This is a genomic window from Actinoplanes sichuanensis (assembly GCF_033097365.1).
GTDB classification, from domain to species: Bacteria; Actinomycetota; Actinomycetes; order Mycobacteriales; family Micromonosporaceae; genus Actinoplanes; species Actinoplanes sichuanensis.
The window spans coordinates 1,815,447-1,833,419 of record NZ_AP028461.1 but is presented as its reverse complement, the minus strand read 5'-3'; the positions used below and the strand labels follow the sequence as shown (position 1 = coordinate 1,833,419).

Annotated in this window: 12 protein-coding genes; 3 read left to right on the top strand and 9 right to left on the bottom strand. The window is 69.9% G+C overall.

Annotated elements, in window-relative coordinates; genetic code table 11:
- Positions 1 to 19 precede the first annotated feature (19 nt).
- The 6 genes from Q0Z83_RS07940 to Q0Z83_RS07915 form a co-directional block, all read right to left on the bottom strand.
- Positions 20 to 5,437 (bottom strand): Ig-like domain-containing protein, encoded by a 5,418-nt coding sequence (locus Q0Z83_RS07940; protein ID WP_317793159.1) that lies wholly within the window; start codon positions 5,435 to 5,437, stop codon positions 20 to 22.
- 15 nt (positions 5,438 to 5,452) lie between these two features.
- Positions 5,453 to 7,906, bottom strand: a complete 2,454-nt coding sequence (locus Q0Z83_RS07935; RefSeq protein ID WP_317793158.1) for a beta-L-arabinofuranosidase domain-containing protein — start codon at positions 7,904 to 7,906, stop codon at positions 5,453 to 5,455.
- Between the two features lie 75 nt (positions 7,907 to 7,981).
- Positions 7,982 to 9,865, bottom strand: a complete 1,884-nt coding sequence (locus Q0Z83_RS07930) for a glycoside hydrolase family 127 protein (protein ID WP_317793157.1) — start codon at positions 9,863 to 9,865, stop codon at positions 7,982 to 7,984.
- Between the two features lie 8 nt (positions 9,866 to 9,873).
- The gene (locus tag Q0Z83_RS07925; protein ID WP_317793156.1) at positions 9,874 to 10,680 is read right to left on the bottom strand and encodes a carbohydrate ABC transporter permease; all 807 of its coding nucleotides are present in this window, start codon (positions 10,678 to 10,680) and stop codon (positions 9,874 to 9,876) included.
- Between the two features lie 4 nt (positions 10,681 to 10,684).
- Positions 10,685 to 11,593: a carbohydrate ABC transporter permease gene (locus Q0Z83_RS07920; RefSeq protein WP_317793155.1), complete on the bottom strand. Its 909-nt coding sequence runs from the start codon at positions 11,591 to 11,593 to the stop codon at positions 10,685 to 10,687.
- On the bottom strand, positions 11,590 to 12,882 hold the full coding sequence (locus tag Q0Z83_RS07915; RefSeq protein WP_317793154.1) for an ABC transporter substrate-binding protein: 1,293 nt from the start codon (positions 12,880 to 12,882) through the stop codon (positions 11,590 to 11,592). The genes Q0Z83_RS07920 and Q0Z83_RS07915 overlap by 4 nt, the downstream gene beginning before the upstream one ends.
- 259 nt (positions 12,883 to 13,141) lie before the next feature.
- Between Q0Z83_RS07915 and Q0Z83_RS07910 the strand changes: the two genes are divergently transcribed.
- Both Q0Z83_RS07910 and Q0Z83_RS07905 read left to right on the top strand, forming a co-directional pair.
- Positions 13,142 to 13,960 (top strand): hypothetical protein, encoded by an 819-nt coding sequence (locus tag Q0Z83_RS07910; protein ID WP_317793153.1) that lies wholly within the window; start codon positions 13,142 to 13,144, stop codon positions 13,958 to 13,960.
- A gap of 108 nt (positions 13,961 to 14,068) precedes the next feature.
- The gene (locus tag Q0Z83_RS07905; RefSeq protein ID WP_317793152.1) at positions 14,069 to 14,611 is read left to right on the top strand and encodes a 2'-5' RNA ligase family protein; all 543 of its coding nucleotides are present in this window, start codon (positions 14,069 to 14,071) and stop codon (positions 14,609 to 14,611) included.
- An 86-nt stretch (positions 14,612 to 14,697) separates the two neighbouring features.
- Here the strand turns inward: Q0Z83_RS07905 and Q0Z83_RS07900 are convergent, their stop codons facing one another.
- Genes Q0Z83_RS07900 through Q0Z83_RS07890 form a run of 3 tightly spaced genes read right to left on the bottom strand, consistent with a single transcriptional unit; the run spans position 14,698 to position 17,297 of the window.
- Positions 14,698 to 15,858, bottom strand: a complete 1,161-nt coding sequence (locus Q0Z83_RS07900) for a hypothetical protein (protein WP_317793151.1) — start codon at positions 15,856 to 15,858, stop codon at positions 14,698 to 14,700.
- An 18-nt stretch (positions 15,859 to 15,876) separates the two neighbouring features.
- Positions 15,877 to 16,389 (bottom strand): SigE family RNA polymerase sigma factor, encoded by a 513-nt coding sequence (locus tag Q0Z83_RS07895; RefSeq protein WP_317793150.1) that lies wholly within the window; start codon positions 16,387 to 16,389, stop codon positions 15,877 to 15,879.
- A gap of 50 nt (positions 16,390 to 16,439) precedes the next feature.
- Positions 16,440 to 17,297: a phosphotransferase gene (locus Q0Z83_RS07890; protein ID WP_317793149.1), complete on the bottom strand. Its 858-nt coding sequence runs from the start codon at positions 17,295 to 17,297 to the stop codon at positions 16,440 to 16,442.
- A gap of 79 nt (positions 17,298 to 17,376) precedes the next feature.
- On the opposite strand from Q0Z83_RS07890, the gene Q0Z83_RS07885 reads away from it, so the two are divergent.
- Positions 17,377 to 17,973: a hypothetical protein gene (locus Q0Z83_RS07885; RefSeq protein WP_317793148.1), complete on the top strand. Its 597-nt coding sequence runs from the start codon at positions 17,377 to 17,379 to the stop codon at positions 17,971 to 17,973.

Genomic DNA, 17,973 nt, shown 5'->3' with positions numbered 1-17,973 from the left:
TGAGGGGTCGGGGAGACGATCAGCCGCAGCTGAGGGCCGCGTAGGGGGCGGACAGTTCCACGTCGCCGACCCGGACCGTGGCGGTGCCGGCCGGCAGGATCGCCAGGCGGCTGTTGAACGCCTGGTAGGCCGGTTTCCCGGCGGCCACGTCGAGCACGGTTCGGGTGCCGTACGGCGTGATCAGCTGGATGTTCAGCGGCGCGGTACCGGTGTTGCGGGCGGTGACGGCGACGTACACCTTCCCGGCCGTGCACTGGGCCCGGGCCTGGACCTCGACGTCAGCCGACGGTGGGGTGGCCGGCACGTCGTACACCTCCCACTCCTGGACTCCCGGCGCGCCCTTGCCCTCCTCGGTGCCCGCGGCGGTGAGCAGCGCCCGCATCCGCGTGGTGGTCACCTTGTCGAACGTCACCGTGTTCCACGAGGTGGCCGACGTGCCGTAGGCGCCGGGGTGACCGACATCCCGGAACGCCGTCCCGTCCCAGTACTGGAGTTTCCAGACGCTGGGCGGCGCCACCCCGGCCCCGGAGTCGTCGAGGTCGGAGGTGAACCAGATCCGGGTCCGGTCGACGGTCACCGGTGCGGCCCAGTCGAGCTGAATCCACTGGTCCCCGACCTGCGGCCAGGTGTTCCACACGTCCGTGTTCGGTCCGTTAGCCCCGGTCGGTGGCACGCCGTCGTTGAGGTTGTCGACGGTGATCCAGGCCGGGGTGTAGGACGCCGACGCGGTGCCGGTGCGGGCCACGTTGACCGGCGACTGACCGGCCGCGACCGGCAGGGTCCCGACGTCGGACGTGTTGCCGGCCAGGTCGGCCGAGCGGTAGTCCACGGTGGTCGCCGACGATCCGATCGGCACGGCGCCGGAGGCGGTCGTCCAGTCCTGGGTGACGACCCCGCCGACGGTCAGCCGGTACTGCACCGCCCCGATCCCAGACAGCGCGTCCGTGCCGGTGATGGTGACGGCCCGGGCCGCGGAGTCGAACGTCGCCGACGCGGTGGGTCTGGTCCGGTCGATGCCGACGATCCGCTGGGTGACCGCCGAGACGTTCCCGGCGTCGTCGGTGGCCCGCGCCTTGACGGTCGTCGCGCCTTCGTCGTCGACGGTGACCGGCCCGTTGTAGTCGCGCCAGTCCCCCGAGCCGACCGCGACCTCGATCGACGGCGACTGGTCCCGGTTGTCGGTGGCCGTGGCGGTCACCCTCACCGAAGCCGCGGAGGTCCACGCGTCGGCCGGATCGGCGGTGAGCGTGGTGACCGGCGATGACGTGTCAGCCGGTCCGCCGGAGCCGACGGTGACGGTGGCGGTGGCCGGTTTGTCGGTGCCGGCGACCTGCCCGGACACCTCGAACGTGCCCGCCGCGGCATACGACGCCGGATCGATCGCGGCCCAGGTGACCCCGATGCCGCTCTGCCGCGAGCCGTCGTTGTAACCGACGGTCACCCCGGCGGGCAGTACCGGCGCGACCCCGACGCTGGTCGTCACGGCGACCGGGTCGACGGTGTTGATCTGCACAGGGTCGGTGCCGCGCACCCACACGTGGGCGGACGCGGTCAGGGTCGTCCCGGCGACGAACCCGGTCACCCGGAAGTCGCCGACCTGCGCCACCTGCGATGCCTCGACGGCACCCCAGGCCACGGCGACCGGCAGGCGTGTCCCGTCGGCGTAGGTCACCTCGACGGTCGCCGGCAACTGCGGCAGGACCCCGGTGTCGGTACGCACGTCGACGCCCTGAATCGAACTCGCCGCCGCCGCGTACACCCGCCACTCGGAGACGCCGACCGCCGACCAGGCGGTACCGGTCGCGTTCGGCAGGGCGTTGAACGTGGCCCGCAGCCGCGTCGTGGTGACCGGGTCGAACGACACCTCGTTGGTCCGGCCACGAACAGCCGCGACGAAGCCGTTGGCGTCCTGCCAGTTCAGCCCGTCCCAATACTGGATCTTCCAGGAGGACGGCACGGCGACACCGCTGCCGCCGGTGGTGCTGTCGGACCAGAAGTCGATCGACGCCCGGTCCACCCGGACAGCCTGTGGGAAGTCGTACTGCAGCCAGCGGGTGGCCGGTTCGTTGCCGGTCCAGGTGCCCCACAGGTCGGTCTGCGCGCCCCCGGTGAACAGCGACGGCTTACCGTCGTTCACCGCGTTCACGTTGTTCCACCCGGCCGTGTAACCGGCCGAGGGGGTGGCCGTCGACGCCACGTTGATCTCACCCTCGGCCAGTGCGGTCGCGTCGACCACGACGTCCTTCGTGGACTGTCCGACGGTCAGGCGCAACGTGTAACGGCCGGAGACGGTGAACCGGGCGACGGTGGCCGGCGAGGTGGCCGGGTCGAACGCCACCGAGCCACCGGCCGGTGCGGACACCACCGACCACTGCGCGGCCGGTGGGGTGCCGGGTACGCCGTCGTCCTGGGCCAGTCCGATCAGGCGTACCGATCCGGCCTGGCTGTAGGTGGAGTCGAGCCACGCGTCGGCGAGCGGCGGAGCGTTCACCGCGTCCGGCGCGGGCACGCCGGTGTCGTACGCCTGGATCTCCTTGATGCCGGTCTTGAAGCCGGGCGCGTGCTGCACGGTGACCCGCAACTGCGTCGCGGTGACCGCCGGGAACCGGACCTGGTTGAGGTTGCCGCGCGGGTAGGCCGGGAACCGGCTCTGCCCCGGCACGACCTGCCACGAGGTGCCGTCGTGGTACTCGACCAGGAACTGCGCGGGTGGCGCGTAGCCCTGGACGGTGGCCGTGGTCGTCGACTTGTAGAAGTAGACGCGCACGTCGTCGACCGTGCGGGAACCCTGCAGGTCGATGGTGAACTGGTCGGACGCGGAGGTCGATCCGGCCGTACCCCAGAAGGGCTCGTTGATCGTCGTGCCGTTGACCGCGCCGGCCGGGCCGCGACCGGACGCCGAGTAGGAGGCGGTGGTCGGGCGGCTCTGTGCGACGTTCACCGACGGGTCGACACCGGCCTTGGCCAGCACGTCGGTGATCCGCGCGTCGGCGGCGAAGGTGACGTCCTGCGGCGCCTTGACCGCGGGCGCGGAGCCGACGGTGACCGGGACGGCGGACTCGACGTCGCCGGTGGCCGGGTCGAAGACGACCTTCCCGAGGGCGGACGCGGTGAACGCGAGCTGCCCGTCGAGATACACCGAGTAGCCGTCGGGCGCCGACTCGTAGTAGTCGGTACCGCCCGGCGCGTCCCAGACGACGGTCAGGTCACGGTCGCGGTAGCGGACGTTGTTGGCGGTGAAGTGGTCCCAGCCGATGTCGATCGGGTCCAGTTCGATCTTCGCGTCGGAGCGCGGGCGCAACCCCATCGCGTCCTCGATGACGGTGAAGTTGGTGGCCCCGAGGATGGTGTGGTGGATCCAGGACCGGTAGCCGATGCTCTGGTTCGCCGCCGACCCGTCGGCCCAGAACTCGTTCTGGTCCGGGTACCGGTTGTCGCCGTTGCCCTGGTAGTGGGCCCAGGCGTTCCAGTAGAGCAGCTTCTTGTACCACTCGGCGTTCACATAGGACGTCGGATAGTTGCGCAGCACCGAGGAGAGCATCCGGAACGTCACCGTCGAGTTGATCACCGAGAAGTTGTTGCTGCCCGGGTCGCCCTGCGCGGCCGCGGCGGCCTTGTCGGCCTGATTCGCGGTCGTGAACGGGAAGATCGGGTACTGGGCGTCGTCGGCGAACAGCCGCAGCCCCTCCCGGTACTCGGCGGTGTTCGGCATCAGCCCCACCGAGTACGGGTAGTAGTTGTTGATCTCCTTCCACGGCACCAGGTCACCGGAGGCGACGTGCCGGTGCTTGAGCAGGTTGCCGTAGTGGCCCATCTCGTCGGGCGTGGTCCGGGCCGGCTCCCACAGGTACTGCAGGACGGCGGCCTTGATCCGCTCGGCGAACGCCTCCATCTCGGCCTCTTTTGCGGTGTCCCCGGCGGTCCGGTAGGCGGCCGCCGCGGCCTTCGCATTCGAGTAGAGGTAGGCGCTCTCGGTCCGGTCCAGGTTGCCGGCCCGCCAGTCGAACGACACCGCGTCGGCGTCGTTGCCGGTCATCGCGCCCCAGTTGTACTCGATCAGTCCGTTGCCGTCGTTGTCGTAGGCGTCGAGCAGCCCTTTGACGTCGTACTCGGCGTACTCGCCGAGGTTGCGGGCGACCGCGGCCGGGCCGCCGTGCAGCTGGTAGGACCGCCACGCCGCCTCGGAGATGTACTGGGTGTAGCTGTTCGACCAGTTCGCCGGGTCACCCGGGTTGTCGACGTACTTTCCGCTCTCGGCGACCTCACCGGCGGACAGCCACGGCCCGTAGGAGTAGGCCGGGTCGCGGAAGTACTTGAGGTCGTCGACGAACATGCCGACGGTCAGGACGATCGCGTTGTTGTAGCCCAGCACCCCCTCCATCGAGGTCGGGAACTGGTAGTCGTTTCCGGGCAGGTCGGCGTCGAGGAAGTTGTAGCGCATCAGCCACCACCGGTAGAACAACGTCTTGTCGATGTTGTCCTCGGGGGTGTCCAGGTAGGGCACGTTCTGCGCCCACCATCTGTTGTAGGCGGTGACGTGCTCGGTGAACGCCGCGCCCGGCGCCAGCCCACGCACGTGGGCGTAATCGGTCGCCGACGCCGGCACCTCCTTGGCCACCAGGCCGAGCTGCAGCTTGGTGGCGGCAGCGCCGCTCGCGGGCACCGACACGGTCCGCCGCAGCGTTCCGTCGGCGGGCGCGAACCCGTCACCGGAGAAGCGCGGGAACAGGTCGGTGAGCTTGTTGAAGGCCCGCACGGCCCCGGTCAACTCCGGATCGGACCCGGCGGCGGTACGGGCCAGCGGCGACCGGGCGGTGAGGACGACGTCCTTGGCCGCCCCGTTCGTGGCCGACAGCTCCAGGTTCGTGACCGCGACGTTCGCGTCGGTGATGAACTTGGTCTGCACCACCTTCAGCCCGGCACCGCTGTCGGTGAACACGCTCTGCCAGTAGCTGGGCGTCTGCCGCCGCTGGGCCGGGTCCTCGGTGAGCGCCACCTCGGTCCCGCCGACCGACGCGGTGATCGTGTAGCCGCTCTGGGCCAGCGACTCGATGTAGGCGATCTCACCACCGAACCCGAGGACACCGGGCTGGTGGGTCTTCATGAACACGGCCCGGCCCCGGCTGAACAGGTACTGGTTGGCGTCGCCGTTGGAACCGCCGGGCTGGTTGCCGGTACGGGCCAGCATCCGGTCGATCCAGAAGTCCCGGCCCGGCGCGCTGCCGGCCCCGGCCGCAAGGTCGGCGTCGAAGATCGCCTGAAGCTGGTTACGGGTGTGGTATCCGGTGCGGTCGTCGGGGACCGGGTTCGCGTCGCCCTTGAACACCGGGTAGGGGGTGTTCGCATTCGGGGCCGCGTGCGCGGCGACCGGGGAGAGGACGGAGAGCAGGAGAAGGGCGGTGGTGGTGGTGCCGATTATGGAGCGGGGTGTCGGCATGGACGGAGACACCTCTCAGGTACGGCGGAAATAGGTGTGATGAACGGCGTTGTCGCCGAGCAGGAGCGGCTCGAACAGGACGTCGCCGAGGGTGAAGGTGAGCGGGCGGGGGCCCGGGACCGCGGTGGTGGGGTCCGCGGAGATCTGCAGGTAGTCGGTCGCGGCTGATTTGGCGACCAGGGTGAGCGGGCCGTAGAGCAGCGCCTGCAACGAGGGATCGTCGATGGTCTGCTCGACGTGCAGGCGGAACGGGAAGGTGACCTCGACCCGGTCGCCGGTACGCCAGTCCCGGTGGAGGCTGACGTAACCGCTTTCGGTCACCCGTACCCTCTGAGCCTTGCCGTTGATCTTGATGGTGAAGTCAGTCCGGGCCCACGACGGAACCCGCAACCGCAGGTCGAACCGGGCCCGGCCGGTGATCGTCAGCGTCGCCGAAGGCGACCTCGGGTAGTCGCCGGCCAGGGTGACGGTGACGCCCCGCTCGGCCCACCGCAGCGTGGAGGCGATGTAGAGATTGACGTGCAGGGTGCCGTTGTCGGGTGATCGGAACCAGACAGCGTCCTGGTACTTGGTGTGGTTCTCCAGGCCGGTGCCGCCGCAGCAGGTGCCGATGTTGCCGTAGCCGCGCCGCACCCCGGGACCGACCGGAAGCATGTAGGTGACCAGCGGATCGGTGGTGCTGTCGGCGTCGCGCCGCGAACCGAGGATCTGGTTGACCAGGGTCCGTTCGTAGTAGTCGAAGAACCGTGCGTCCGGGGTCAGGGCGAACAGGTTCCGGGCGACCTTGAGCATGTTGTACGCCGCGCACGTCTCGGCGTTGGTCGAGGTCACGATGCTGCCCGCGATGACGTCGCGTTTGCGGAACACCTCGCCCTGGCCGGTGCCGCCGTGCACGTAGGTGCGGTGCCCGACGACCATCTCGTAGAAGTTCGCGGCCGCCGCCCGGTAGTCGCGGCTCGCGCCCTGCTCGAACATCCGCAGGTAGCCGAGGAACTGTGGGATGTGCTGGTTGGCGTGCTTACCGTCGAGGGTGTCGGTGTCCGCCGCGCAGTCGGCGAGCAGCTTCGTGTTGTCGAAGTAGCCGGCCGTGGTCAGGAACGTCCGGTCGCCGGTCAGGGTGGCCAGGTCGGCCATCACCTCGTTCATCCCGCCGTACTCACCGGCGATGTAGAGCGACCACATTCGGTCGAGCTGCTCGCGGGGCAGTCTGCTGAGCCGGGAGTGCACCCACTCCCCCATGCCCCGGGCGACGGTCAGGGCGGTGGCGTTGCCGCCGAGCGTGTGCGCGTCCAGCAGCCCCCGCATGATCTTGTGACAGGTGTAGTAGGGAGCCCAGATCGCCGGATAGGTCACGTACTGTTCGAGCTGGATGAACTGGGTCTCCGGGTAGGCGGCCAGGAACCCGGCGTGACTCGGGCCGGGCGGGCCGCCGGCGCCGGTGACGACGGCGGCGTCCCAGCCCCGGCCGGACGAGTCGGCGACCGTGGTCCCGGAGGTCTCGTCGAACCGGTACCAGGCCAGGTTGCCGGTCGCGGTGGCCAGTTCCTCGGCGGACAGTGCCCGGTCGAACAGGTGGAACTCGTCGACCACGGCTTTCAGGCCGGCGTCGCCGTACTGGGACCGGCCGATCCAGTTGTTCTTCGGGGCGCCCAGGTCGGCCGGGGTCAACGTCATCGCCGGGTTGGTGCCGGCCGCGACACCGTTGACGTAGAGGGTGCCGACCTGACCGTCCAGCGTGACGGCCAGGGTCACCGGCTCGCCGACCGGCAGTGCGGTCGCGACCGGGATGCGCTGCTCACCGCCACTGCCGGAGGTGGTGATCGCGAACCGCGGGCCGGTGCCGTCGTGGATCGTCAGGAACATGTTGACGGCCGGGCCGACCCCGAAGTCGAACGCTCGCGACCAGGTCCGCAGCTCGTCGATCCGCAGCCGGATCACGATGGTGGCCGCGGTCAGCCCGTCGATCGTGGCGTCCGGCAGCCCCACGTACTGGCCGTCGCCGGACAGTTCCAGACCGCCGCCGGTCCAGGTCGCCGGCGGTGGCGGGGTGCCGGGCAGGCCGACCTGGGTGGCCCACGCGTCCTGGCACTGCTTGAGCGCCGTGACGATGTGGTCGAGTTTCTCCTTGAAGACCGCCTCGCCGGTGCCGGCCCACGCCTGCGCCAGCATCGACAGGAAGTGCCCGCTGTAGTGGCCACGCAGGTTACCGGTGGCGTCGTCCCAGCCTCCGGGCGGCTGCGCACCGAGCGTGTCCAGCCCGGCCGCGGCCCGGAAGTTGGCCACGATCCGGTCGGCCGGGTAGGCGCGGGCGTACGCCAGGATGCGGTCCCGTTTCTCGGTGAAGACGCTCGGCGCCAGGTCGACCTGGTTCAGCGAGAACGGCACCGCCCGCCAGGAACGGGGCACCGGCAGGCCGTTGACGGAGGTGGCGCACTTGGCGGGGGCGGCGTCGGCCGGGGAGGGGATCATGGTCGCTACCGTGGCGGCGGCGCCCGCTTGGAGCAAGAGCCGGCGGCTCATGGCGTTGTCGGACATCTGGTGGACTCACCTCTCGGGGGTCAGGGGGATCCAGACGCGCATGGTGGACGGGCCGCGGCGGGCCCACCGGTGATAGGGGTGCAGGGCGACCCGCACCGGCGTGGCGTCGGTCGGGGGTGTCGCCGGGCGGTACGGCCAGTCGTGGTCGGCGGCGGCGGCCGGGCGGCAGGTGACCAGGACGGTGCCGTCCGCGTCGACCGGGACGGTGCCCGGGTCCAGGCGGAGCGCGTCGAACGCCACGTCCGGTGGCACGTCCACCGACTCCAGGCAGTAGACGACCGGGCCGCGTTCGACGGCGGCCGCCCCGCGTACCGCATCGATCCGATCGTCTCCGGTGACCAGCCGGGGTTGGACCGGAAGCCGAAGTTGCAGGACCTGGCCCGCGGTGAAGTCGCGGCGCAGCTGCACCAGACCGCGGCTGATCGGCAGGCCGTCCAGGGTGGCGCCGGACGCCCAGGCCGGGACGCGCAGGCTGAGCGTCCACGGGGTGTCCGGACCGGCCACGATCCGGATCGAGACCAGGCCGTCCTCCGGGTAGGCGGTGTCGATCTCGACGTGGTAGGCGCTGGTCCGGATGACCGCCGAGGTGTACTGGTGGATCTGCAGGCCGTCGTCGTCGACGGTCGCGATGTAGGCGGCCAGGCTGGCGAAGGTGCGGGCCAGGTTCGTCGGGCAGCAGGACACGTCGAACCAGGGGGCGCGCAGGTTGGAGGCGGCCCGGGGCACCTGCACGTCGGCCGGCGGTTCGGCGCCGAGAGTCCGCTGGTGCAGCGTGTTGGTGTAGAAGAACCGGTCCCCGCCGTCGCCGGGCGAGGTGGCGATGACGTTGAACAGGGTCCGCTCGATCAGGTCGGCGTACCGCGGATCGCCGTGCGCCAGCAGCAGCCGCCAGGACAGCAGCACCGACCCGACCCCGGCGCACGTCTCGCTGTAGGCGCGGTCCGGCGGCAGCACGAAGTCCTCGCCGAACGCCTCGTCCTGGTGCCGGGACCCCATGCCGCCGGTGATGTAGGTACGCCTGGCGACCGTGTTGCGCCACTGCCTGGTGACCGCGTCGAGGAGCCCGGCGTCCCCGGTCTCGACCGCCACGTCGACCGCCCCGGCGGCCAGATAGGTGGCCCGGACCGCGTGCCCGCGGAACACGTCGGCGTCGCGGACCGCGATGTCGTCCTGGAAGTAGGACCGACCGAACTCGATGTCGGCCAGCGTCCCGTGCCCGTGCCGCTCCACGAACAGCCGGGCCTGGTCGAGGTAGCGGCGCACCCCGGTCAGCCGGTACAGCTCGACCAGGGCGAGCTCGATCTCGGCGTGGCCGCAGATCCCGTTGCGGCCCTCCGGACCGAACTCGGCGCACACGTGGTCGGCGGCCCGTAGCGCGGCCTCCAGCAGCTCGTCCGGGCCGTAGGTGCGGGCCCGGGCCACGGCGGCCTGGATCAGGTAGCCGAACGAGTAGAGCTCGTGCCCCCACTCCAGGTCGCTGTAGCGGGGCGCCTGGCCGGGGCGGCCGTACAGGGTGTTGAGGTAGCCGTCCGGCTCCTGGGCGGCGACCACCCGGCGCACGATCGCCCGGTACCGGTTGTCGATCTCCGGGTCGCGGGTCCGGCCGTACTCCCAGGCCAGCGCCTCCAGATACTTGTAGACCTCGGTGTCGGCGAACTCCCGCCCCCGCCGATCCCCCACGTCGACCAGTTCGAAGTTCGCCAGCCAGCCGGCCTTCTCCAGCCAGCGTTCGATGTGCGCCAGCGTGTGCGCCGAGTTGGTGTCCTGGCGCCGCTGCCAGAAGCCGGACCGCAGGGTCACCTCGCCCACGCCCAGTGGCCGCAGCCGGCCCCGGGTGGGTGCCACCGGCATTCCGGACACGGCGGTGGCCAGTGTTTCGTCGATCGTCATGTGAATCATCAGCCCTTGAGTGCGCCGGACATGAAACCGCGGACGTAGTGCCGTTGGAGTGCGAGGAACAGGACGACGCAGGGCAGCGCGAGCACCACCACGCCGGCCTCGGTCGCGCCGTAGTCGACGATCCCCATCACCTGCTGGCGCATGTTCGCCACGGCCAGCGGGAGCGGCATCTTCGCCGAGTCGCTGATCAGCACGAGCGGGGTGATGAAGTCGTTCCACGCGGCGAGGAAAGCGAACAGGCCGACCGTGATCAGGCCCGGTTTGACCGCCGGGACCAGCACGTACAGCAGGGTGCGCAGGGTTCCGCAGCCGTCGACCTGCGCCGACTCGGACAGGTCCTTGGGCACCGACTCGAACGAGATCCGCATCATGAACGTCGCGAACGGCAGCTGGAACATGGTGAGCACCAGTGCCAGGCCGAGCAGCGAGTCCTGCAGGCCGAGCTGGTTGAGCAACACGTAGAGCGGGATCAACAGGGTCGCGTAGGGCACCATCAGGATCGCCAGCGTGACCAGGAACAGCAGGTCCCGGCCGGGAAACCGGAACTGGGCGAACGCGTAGCCGCCGAGCAGCGACACGAACAGCGTGAACGCCACCGTCATCAGCGACACCGCGGTCGAGTTCAGCAGGTACTGACCGATGCCGGCCTGGTAGTTCGCGAGAGTCCGGTAGTTGCCCAACCCCCACCCGTCGATCTGCGCCGAGCCCGCCTGCGGACTCACCGACGCGACACTCGCCCAGAGCAGCGGGAACAGGAACAACAGGGCGAGACCGCCGGTCAAAACCTTCTGCGGGGTACGGATCACCGCGTCACCCTTCTTTCCCGCGCAGTCCCCGGAACTGCAGGACGTTGGCGATGAGCAGGGCGGCCAGCAGCATGATCGACAGTGCGGCGGCGCGGCCCAGGTCGTTGCCGCCGAAGAACGCGAAGTTGTAGATCAGCTGGACGATGGTCAGCGTGCTGTTGTCCGGACCACCCTTGGTGAGCAGGTAGAACTGGTCGAACGCGAGCATCGACCCGGTGACGCAGAGGATCGTGCACAGCGCGATCGACGACCGCAGCAGCGGCAGCGTGACGTAGCGGAACGTCTGCCAGCGGCCGGCGCCGTCGAGCCGGGCCGCCTCGTACACGTCGGCTGAGATGCCCTGCAACCCGACCAGGAGCAGCAGCATGTAGAAGCCGGCGAACCGCCACACGATCAGCGCGACCGTCGACCACAGCGCCGCCGTCGGGGTGCCCAGGAACGACACCCCGAGGAACCCGAACGGGCTGCTCTGCGGTGAGTAGAGGGCGTAGAACAGCAGCGACGCCGACGCCAGGCCGAGCGCGCTGGGCACCAGGAACGAGGTGCGCAGGAACCCGGTCCAGCGGCTCGACTCCTGCACGATCAGGGCGAGCAGCAGGGCCAGGCCGAGCAGGATCACCGTGGTGACCAGGGTGTACTTGACGGTGAACCAGACCGCGGGCCAGAACAGCCGGTACTCGGCCACGTCGGTGAAGTTCTCCGGCGCGTTCAGGCCGCGGTTGCCGGCGAACAGCCCCCAGTCGGACACCGACATCCGGCCCACCAGCAGGATCGGCGTCACGAAGAAGATCAGCACGAACAGGGCGGTCGGTGCCGCGTACGCCCAGCCGGTCAACTTCCGCTTCCGGGCGGCGGCCGGCCTGGAGACCAGGCCGGACCGCTCGGTGACGCTGATCCGTGAAGCCACGCTCACTGGCCGAGAACCTGGGTGACTGCTTCGTTGTCCTTCTCCAGGGTGGACGCGTCGCCGTACACCTGGTTGCGGAGAAGGGTGACCCACGGGCTGCCCGGCGCGTTGAACGCCTGCTGGAAGTTGACCGCGACCGGGGTCTTGCTGGTCGGCAGGCCGGCGACCTTGTTGATGGTGGCGACCCGCGGGTCCTTCGCCGAGTACTGGTTGTCGGCCAGGTCGGTCCGGGCGACCGTGCTGTTGCCGGCGGCGAGCACGTCGACCTGTGCCTTCTCGGACATCAGCCAGGCCATGAAGTTCCACGCCTGCTGGGTCTTCTCGGCGTCCTTGGAGATGCCGATGCCGTCGCCGCCGACGAACGTCGACTGGCCGCCGGAGACGCCCGGGATGCCGGTCACGCCGACGTCGACCGTCTTCGACGCGGTCGGCAGCAGGGTCGCCGGGTACGGCATCACGCCGATCTTGCCCTCCTGGAACGCGGCGACCCAGGTGGCGCCGGTCTCGTCCTTCGAGCCGGGTGCGATCGCGCCGGCCGTCTGCAGGTCACGCCAGGTGCTGTAGACCTTCTGCGAGGCGGAACCGTTGAGCAGCGACTTCTTGCCCTCCGGGTCCATCACGTCCTCGCCGCTGGCCCAGACCATCGGGAACCAGGTGAAGACGTTGCAGCCACCGCAGTTGCCGCCGAAGTAGGTGCCGTAGGTGTCCGCCTTCTTCAGGTTCTGCACGGCCAGGGCCTGCTGCTTGAACTCGTCGAGGGTGGTCGGGCCCTTCTCCGGGTCGAGGCCGGCCTCCTTGTAGAGCGCCTTGTTCCAGAAGATCACCGACAGGTCGAGGACGAACGGGAGCACGTACTTCTTGCCCTCGTGCGTGCCGGCCGTCAGGTGCCCCTGGTTGATCTTGTCGGCGTACGGCAGCTTGGCGATGCTCTCGGTGAGGTCGGAGAAGAGCCCGGCCTCGGTCCAGTTCGGCACGTAGACGATGTCGGCCGCGAACAGATCGGGCAGGTCACCGCTTCCGGCCGCGGCGCCGACCTTGGCCACGTAGTCGTCGTTGGGGACGATGGTCAGCTTGACCTGGTTCTTGTGGGACTTGTTGTAGGCGTCGACCAGGGCCTTGGCCTGAAGCTCGAGCGGAGCCCGGGTCCACAGCGTCAACTCGGAGCCGTCGTCGACACCGTCCACCCCGGCTCCGGTGGGTGCCTGCGCCTCACCCTGGCCGCCCTCCGACGAACAGGCCACGAGCGGGCCCGCCATCAGGGCCGCCAGCGCGGTCCACACCAGGATTCTTCGCACGGAGTACCTCCATGAATCGCTTTCAGAAAGTTTCGGAAGGTTTCAGCAGCCGCGATGGAATCCTGCGGCTCACCTGGAATATCTGGCGTCCATGCTGTACCGAAAAGGTTTTCAGGAACGTAATACTCCAGCAAACGCCCTGTCAAGGCTTCGCGGCGCGGCGCGTAACCCGGCGGACATCTTGCCGAAAACGGTTTCGTAAGGCAGCGTGGCCGGAACATCGAAACGGTTCGATGTTACGTCCTAGAAGGAGGGATCCATGCGCAGGAGATTGATCGCCATCCTCATGGCGATCTTCCTGACCCCGGCCTCGGCGGCGCTGGCCGCGCCGGCCACCTGGAGTCCGCCGGCCAACCTGGTCACCCCGCTCAACCAGGTCTGGCAGCACCAGGAGCAGACCTACAACAACGGCAACCTGTACGGGTTCCGCAACTACGGCTGGGACCAGATCATGGCCAACCGTGGGTACATCAACTACTGCGTCCGCTGGGACTCGTCGGCGTCGGTGACGGCCGCCCAGCGCGACCAGATCCACGCCACCCTGGCCCGGCAGCACAAGAAGTGGATGGACGAGCTGGTCGGGCACAACGCCTGGCCGTACGGTGACGTGCCGGTCAAGGTCGTCGGCTGGGCCGTCCGCAACCGCTCGCAGCTGCAGTGGACGGACACGTCGGTCGACATCTACGTCAACGACATCCGCGAGAACGCCCCGCAGTGCTCGACCCCGTGCGGGCGGTTCTTCAACCAGAACGGGCAGTACCCCAACTGTCCCGGTGGCTACGCACGCCACTACGACCAGTCACTGTGGCTGACCGACGGTTTCGGCGGCGGCGCGGGCGGCGACTGGGGTCAGCGGATGGGCCGCGAGTACTTCATGAACAACCTCAACGCGGCCAACATGACGATTCTGCTGCACGAGATCGGCCACACCTGGGGTCTGGACGACTTCTACGACTGGACCCCGAGCGGCGTCAGCAACTTCATCATGAAGGCGGGCAGCAGTGCGTCGATCACCGAGTTCGACGCCTGGATGTTCCGCGACTGGTGGCGGCACCTGAAGAGCCGCTACGGATACTGACCGCGCCGTCCCCCACAAGTAGGTGAACCCCGTCCCGGCCGGCTTCCCCGCCGGCCGGGCGTCACCATCGACGCCGAGCGTGGCCCATACCGTGAGAGTCTGACCGTCGTGCCCCATGCGATCGAGCTCTTCCTGGACGAGCAGTCCGACCGGCGGGTCAGGCAGATCTGGACGGCCCTCGACGAGCACGGTGTCCCCTCGCTCGGCAGCCGCCCCGGCGCCGACTACCACCCGCACGTGAGCCTGTCCGTCCTCGAACACGACGACCCCGCGCGGATCGCCGACGCCCTGCGGCCGGTCCTCGCCACCGCCACCGGGCTCCCGCTGCCGCTGGCTAGCCTCGGCTTCTTCCTCACCGACGAGTCGGTGGCCTTCCTCGGCGCCATCCCCTCGCAGCGGTTCCTGACCCTGCACCGGCGGGTCCACGAAGCCGTCGAGCCCATCGCCGAGGACATCCGGCCCTACTATCGGCCCGACCGTCTCCTGCCGCACTGCACGCTCGCCACCGGGGTCACCGATCGGGCGGCAGTCCTCGACGTCATGTCGGCCTTCCCGCTCCCGATCCTCGCCGTGACCGAATCGGCTCAGCTCGTCGAGGTGCCGGGCGGCCACCACCGGATCGCGCTCACGCCTCCGGGGCCGCCCAGGTGATGCTTTCGCTGATCGGGAAACGGCAATCGGACCCGGCCGGAACCCGAGCGGGGACCGGCCCGAAGTGGCCGGCCCCCGCTCCCCCGTCAGTTGCAGTGCCAGATCACCGAGCGGCGCGCGGCGGACGCGTCGACGATCAGGCCGGTGATGGTCCGGCCGTCGTCGCTGATCGAGAACTGCGCGTCGGCCGCCGCCATGGCTCCCCCGGGAAGGGGAAGGTCCAGCGTGGTCGTTCCCGCCACCAGCACCGGGCCCCGGCCGCTCGCCATGCCGACCAGCCAGCCTTCCGCGCTCACCGCGGTCGGCTCCAGCTGCGTCGCCGGGAAGATCTTGGTCTCGCCGGTGTGCACGTTCCACCGCATCGACACCGTCTGCCGGGCGATCACCGAGGCGCTCCCGGACGGCGGACGCTCAGTGGTGGCGGCCCAGCCGACGACCCAGCCGTTACGGATCCCGAAGATCGTGCTCATCGACGCCTTCTCACCGCCGATCTCCGGCAGGGGCAACGCGAACCGGCGGCCGTCCGGCATCCAGACGAACCCCTTCCAGTCGACGTCACCGACCACGGTGCCGTCCTCGTCGACGTCGATCGCGCTACCCCGCACCGCCCCGGGCGGAAGCGCCAGACGAACCGCCTCACTGGTCGCCGACGACCACCGCACGGGGTGCCCGCCGGAGTCACCCACGATCGTCCCGGCGTCGTTGATCGCGAGGGGCAGGCCGTGCCCGGAACCCGGCAGCGGCGACACCTTGCCGTCCTCGACCACGAACGGGACCGGCTCGGGCCGGCCGTCCGCCTCGAACCGCCAGCCGACCGCCGTCCCGGAGCTGTTGACCCCGGTCAGAGCCGACCGCCCGGCGCCGGGCAGATCCACGACGGCGCCGCGACCGTCCCGCCAGAGCACCGCCTCGGCGGTCGGCTCGGTGCGCCCGACCAGGTAACGGCCGGTCGGGTCGGATCCCCGGACCACCGACCCGGCCACCCCGGCCGGATCCTGCACGGTGCAGGCCGTCGGGACCGGGACCGGACCGGCGAACTCGTCCGGGGCCGGGCCCGGGACGAACAGGTTGCTGCTGACCGCGACGACACCGGCGACGGCCAGCGCGGTCACGGAGGCCCCGGCGAAACCGGCGTTGCGGATCGCCCGGCGACGGCGGCCGGTGGCGATCGCACCACGGACGTCGACGGCGGACGGAGTGGGTGGCTCGTCGTCGAGCAACTGGATCAGGTCATGCTCGGTGCGCATCATCGCTCCTGGAAGTAGTCAGCTCGCGAACTGGAAAGCGGCCGCGTCGGAGTCACCGAGCAGGCGCCGGAGCGTGGCCAGGCCACGTGAGGTGTGGGTCTTGACCGTGCCGGAGGTGCAGCCGAGCATGGCCGCGACCTCGTCGACAGGCAGGTCGTAGTAGAAGCGCAGCACCAGGACGGCCTGCTGGCGCCGGGGTAACCGGGACAGCGCGGCGCGTACCACCTGGCGGTCCTCTGCTCCGCCGTCGGCGACCGGAGCGGACTCCGGCGCCTCACGGAACAGGCCGACCCGGGCCCAGGCCAGGCGTTTCTCGTCCACATAGGTGCGCACCAGCATCTTGCGCACGTAGGCGTCCAGGTTGTCGGCCGCCCTCGCCCGCTGCCACTTCACATACAGCGTCGTGATCGTCTGCTGGACCAGATCGTCGGCCCGATGACCGTCACCGGTCAGGAGATACGCCAGACGCCGCAGCACGGGAATCCGTGCCGTGACGTATTCGGTGAACTCGTCATCCGAGCCAGCCCTCATCGTCGTACCCTCCCCGTCAGGTGTTTCGCGACTGAGACGGGTTCGATGGATCAGCCGGTTGACACGTCAGACGAAGAATTTTCCGCGAGCGCCTCGGCGATCATCCGGTGGCCCTGCGCCTCGAAGTCGTCGATGCCCTGCGCGTAGGCCCAGCAGGCGGTGCCGATCGCCTCCCGCATCCGGCCCCGATCCCATCCGCCGGGCGTGCGCGGATCCGACCCGTACCCCTCGAAGAACGCCGTCTCCAGAGCGGGATCGTCGCGGAAGTCCTGGGCCGCCAGCCGGGACAGGTCGGTGTAGGCGGGGCGCAGCGCGGCCCGGCCGAAGTCGATGACGGCGACCACGCCCTCGTGGATCAGCCAGTTGCGGGGCTGCCAGTCACCGTGCGTGGGTACGACGGGTTCGGGCTCGGCAGGCCAACCGGTGATCAGCTCGCGCAGCCGGTCGACCGTGGCCGGGGCGATGCGGTGCGGGCCGTCCAGGAGTCTCAGGCACTTGGCGTTCTCCCGGCGCTCGTAGTCGTCGGTGCCGGACGGGCGGTCGTGCAGCATCGCCAGCAACTCGCCGGCCTGACGGAAGACGTCGGGGCTGACCGCCGTCACCAGCTCACCCGGCAGATAGGTGGTGACCAGTAGTTTCGCGTCGACGTCGCCGTGCACCAGAGACGACGCCCGGCCCCGGCTCGTCCACGGGGTCAGCCACTCGCGGTGGGCGCGAAGCTCACGGGCGATGTGGTGGTCGGTGGCGCCGCCGGCTTTCAGGATCAACCGCCGGTCACCGTGGGTGAGCTCCAGAACCGTGGTCTCCACGATGCCCCAGCTGTGGTCGCGCACCACCCGCGCGCCGGGGAGCCAGGTGTCCAGCAGAGCCCGCTGGTGTGGCGCGAGTTTGCCGATCGGGTCAGACACTGTGGGGGCTCCCTGGGTGGCCGTGCGGTATTTGTAGCATTTTGCAGCACCGCGACAACCCCGGCGTATGCTGTCCGGCATGCGCAGCACCGACGCGCTCACGGTCCATTCCTCGGGTGTCCTGCGCGGCTTCTTCCCCGCCGGTGAACAGGTCTTCCCGGTCGGGCGCGACGATGTGATCACCCTCGACGCCATCGTGCGCGAAGTGGTCCGCGGTTTCCGGGTGGTGCCGGCCACGACGCCGGACGAGTGGGCCGGGCTCGACGATCTGACCGGCTGGATCCGGCGCCGCTGGCCGGCTTTCGAACGGGGCCCGATCGACCCGGGCGTCTGGATTCCGGACGTCGCCGAGGTGGCGGCGGCGGTCGATCACGAGCACTGGCCGGTTCGTCCGCCCGTCGTCTACGCCGACATCTCCGATCTCGTGCTGCTGGCCGCGTTGTGCGCGGTCGGCCCGGCCGCCGAGCCGGTCTCCACCGGGCCGCTGCCCTGGCGGGGCCTGGGCGGTTTCGGCGAAGACGAGGACGAGGTGGATCCGGGCGACCTTCCCCAGGGCGCGGTCGTGGTCCGCTTGTCGATCCACGACGACACCGTCGACCGGCTCGAATACGCCGTCACTCCGGACGGTGCCTACCTCGCCGTCGCCCTGCCGACCGGCCACGACAGCCCGGGTTGA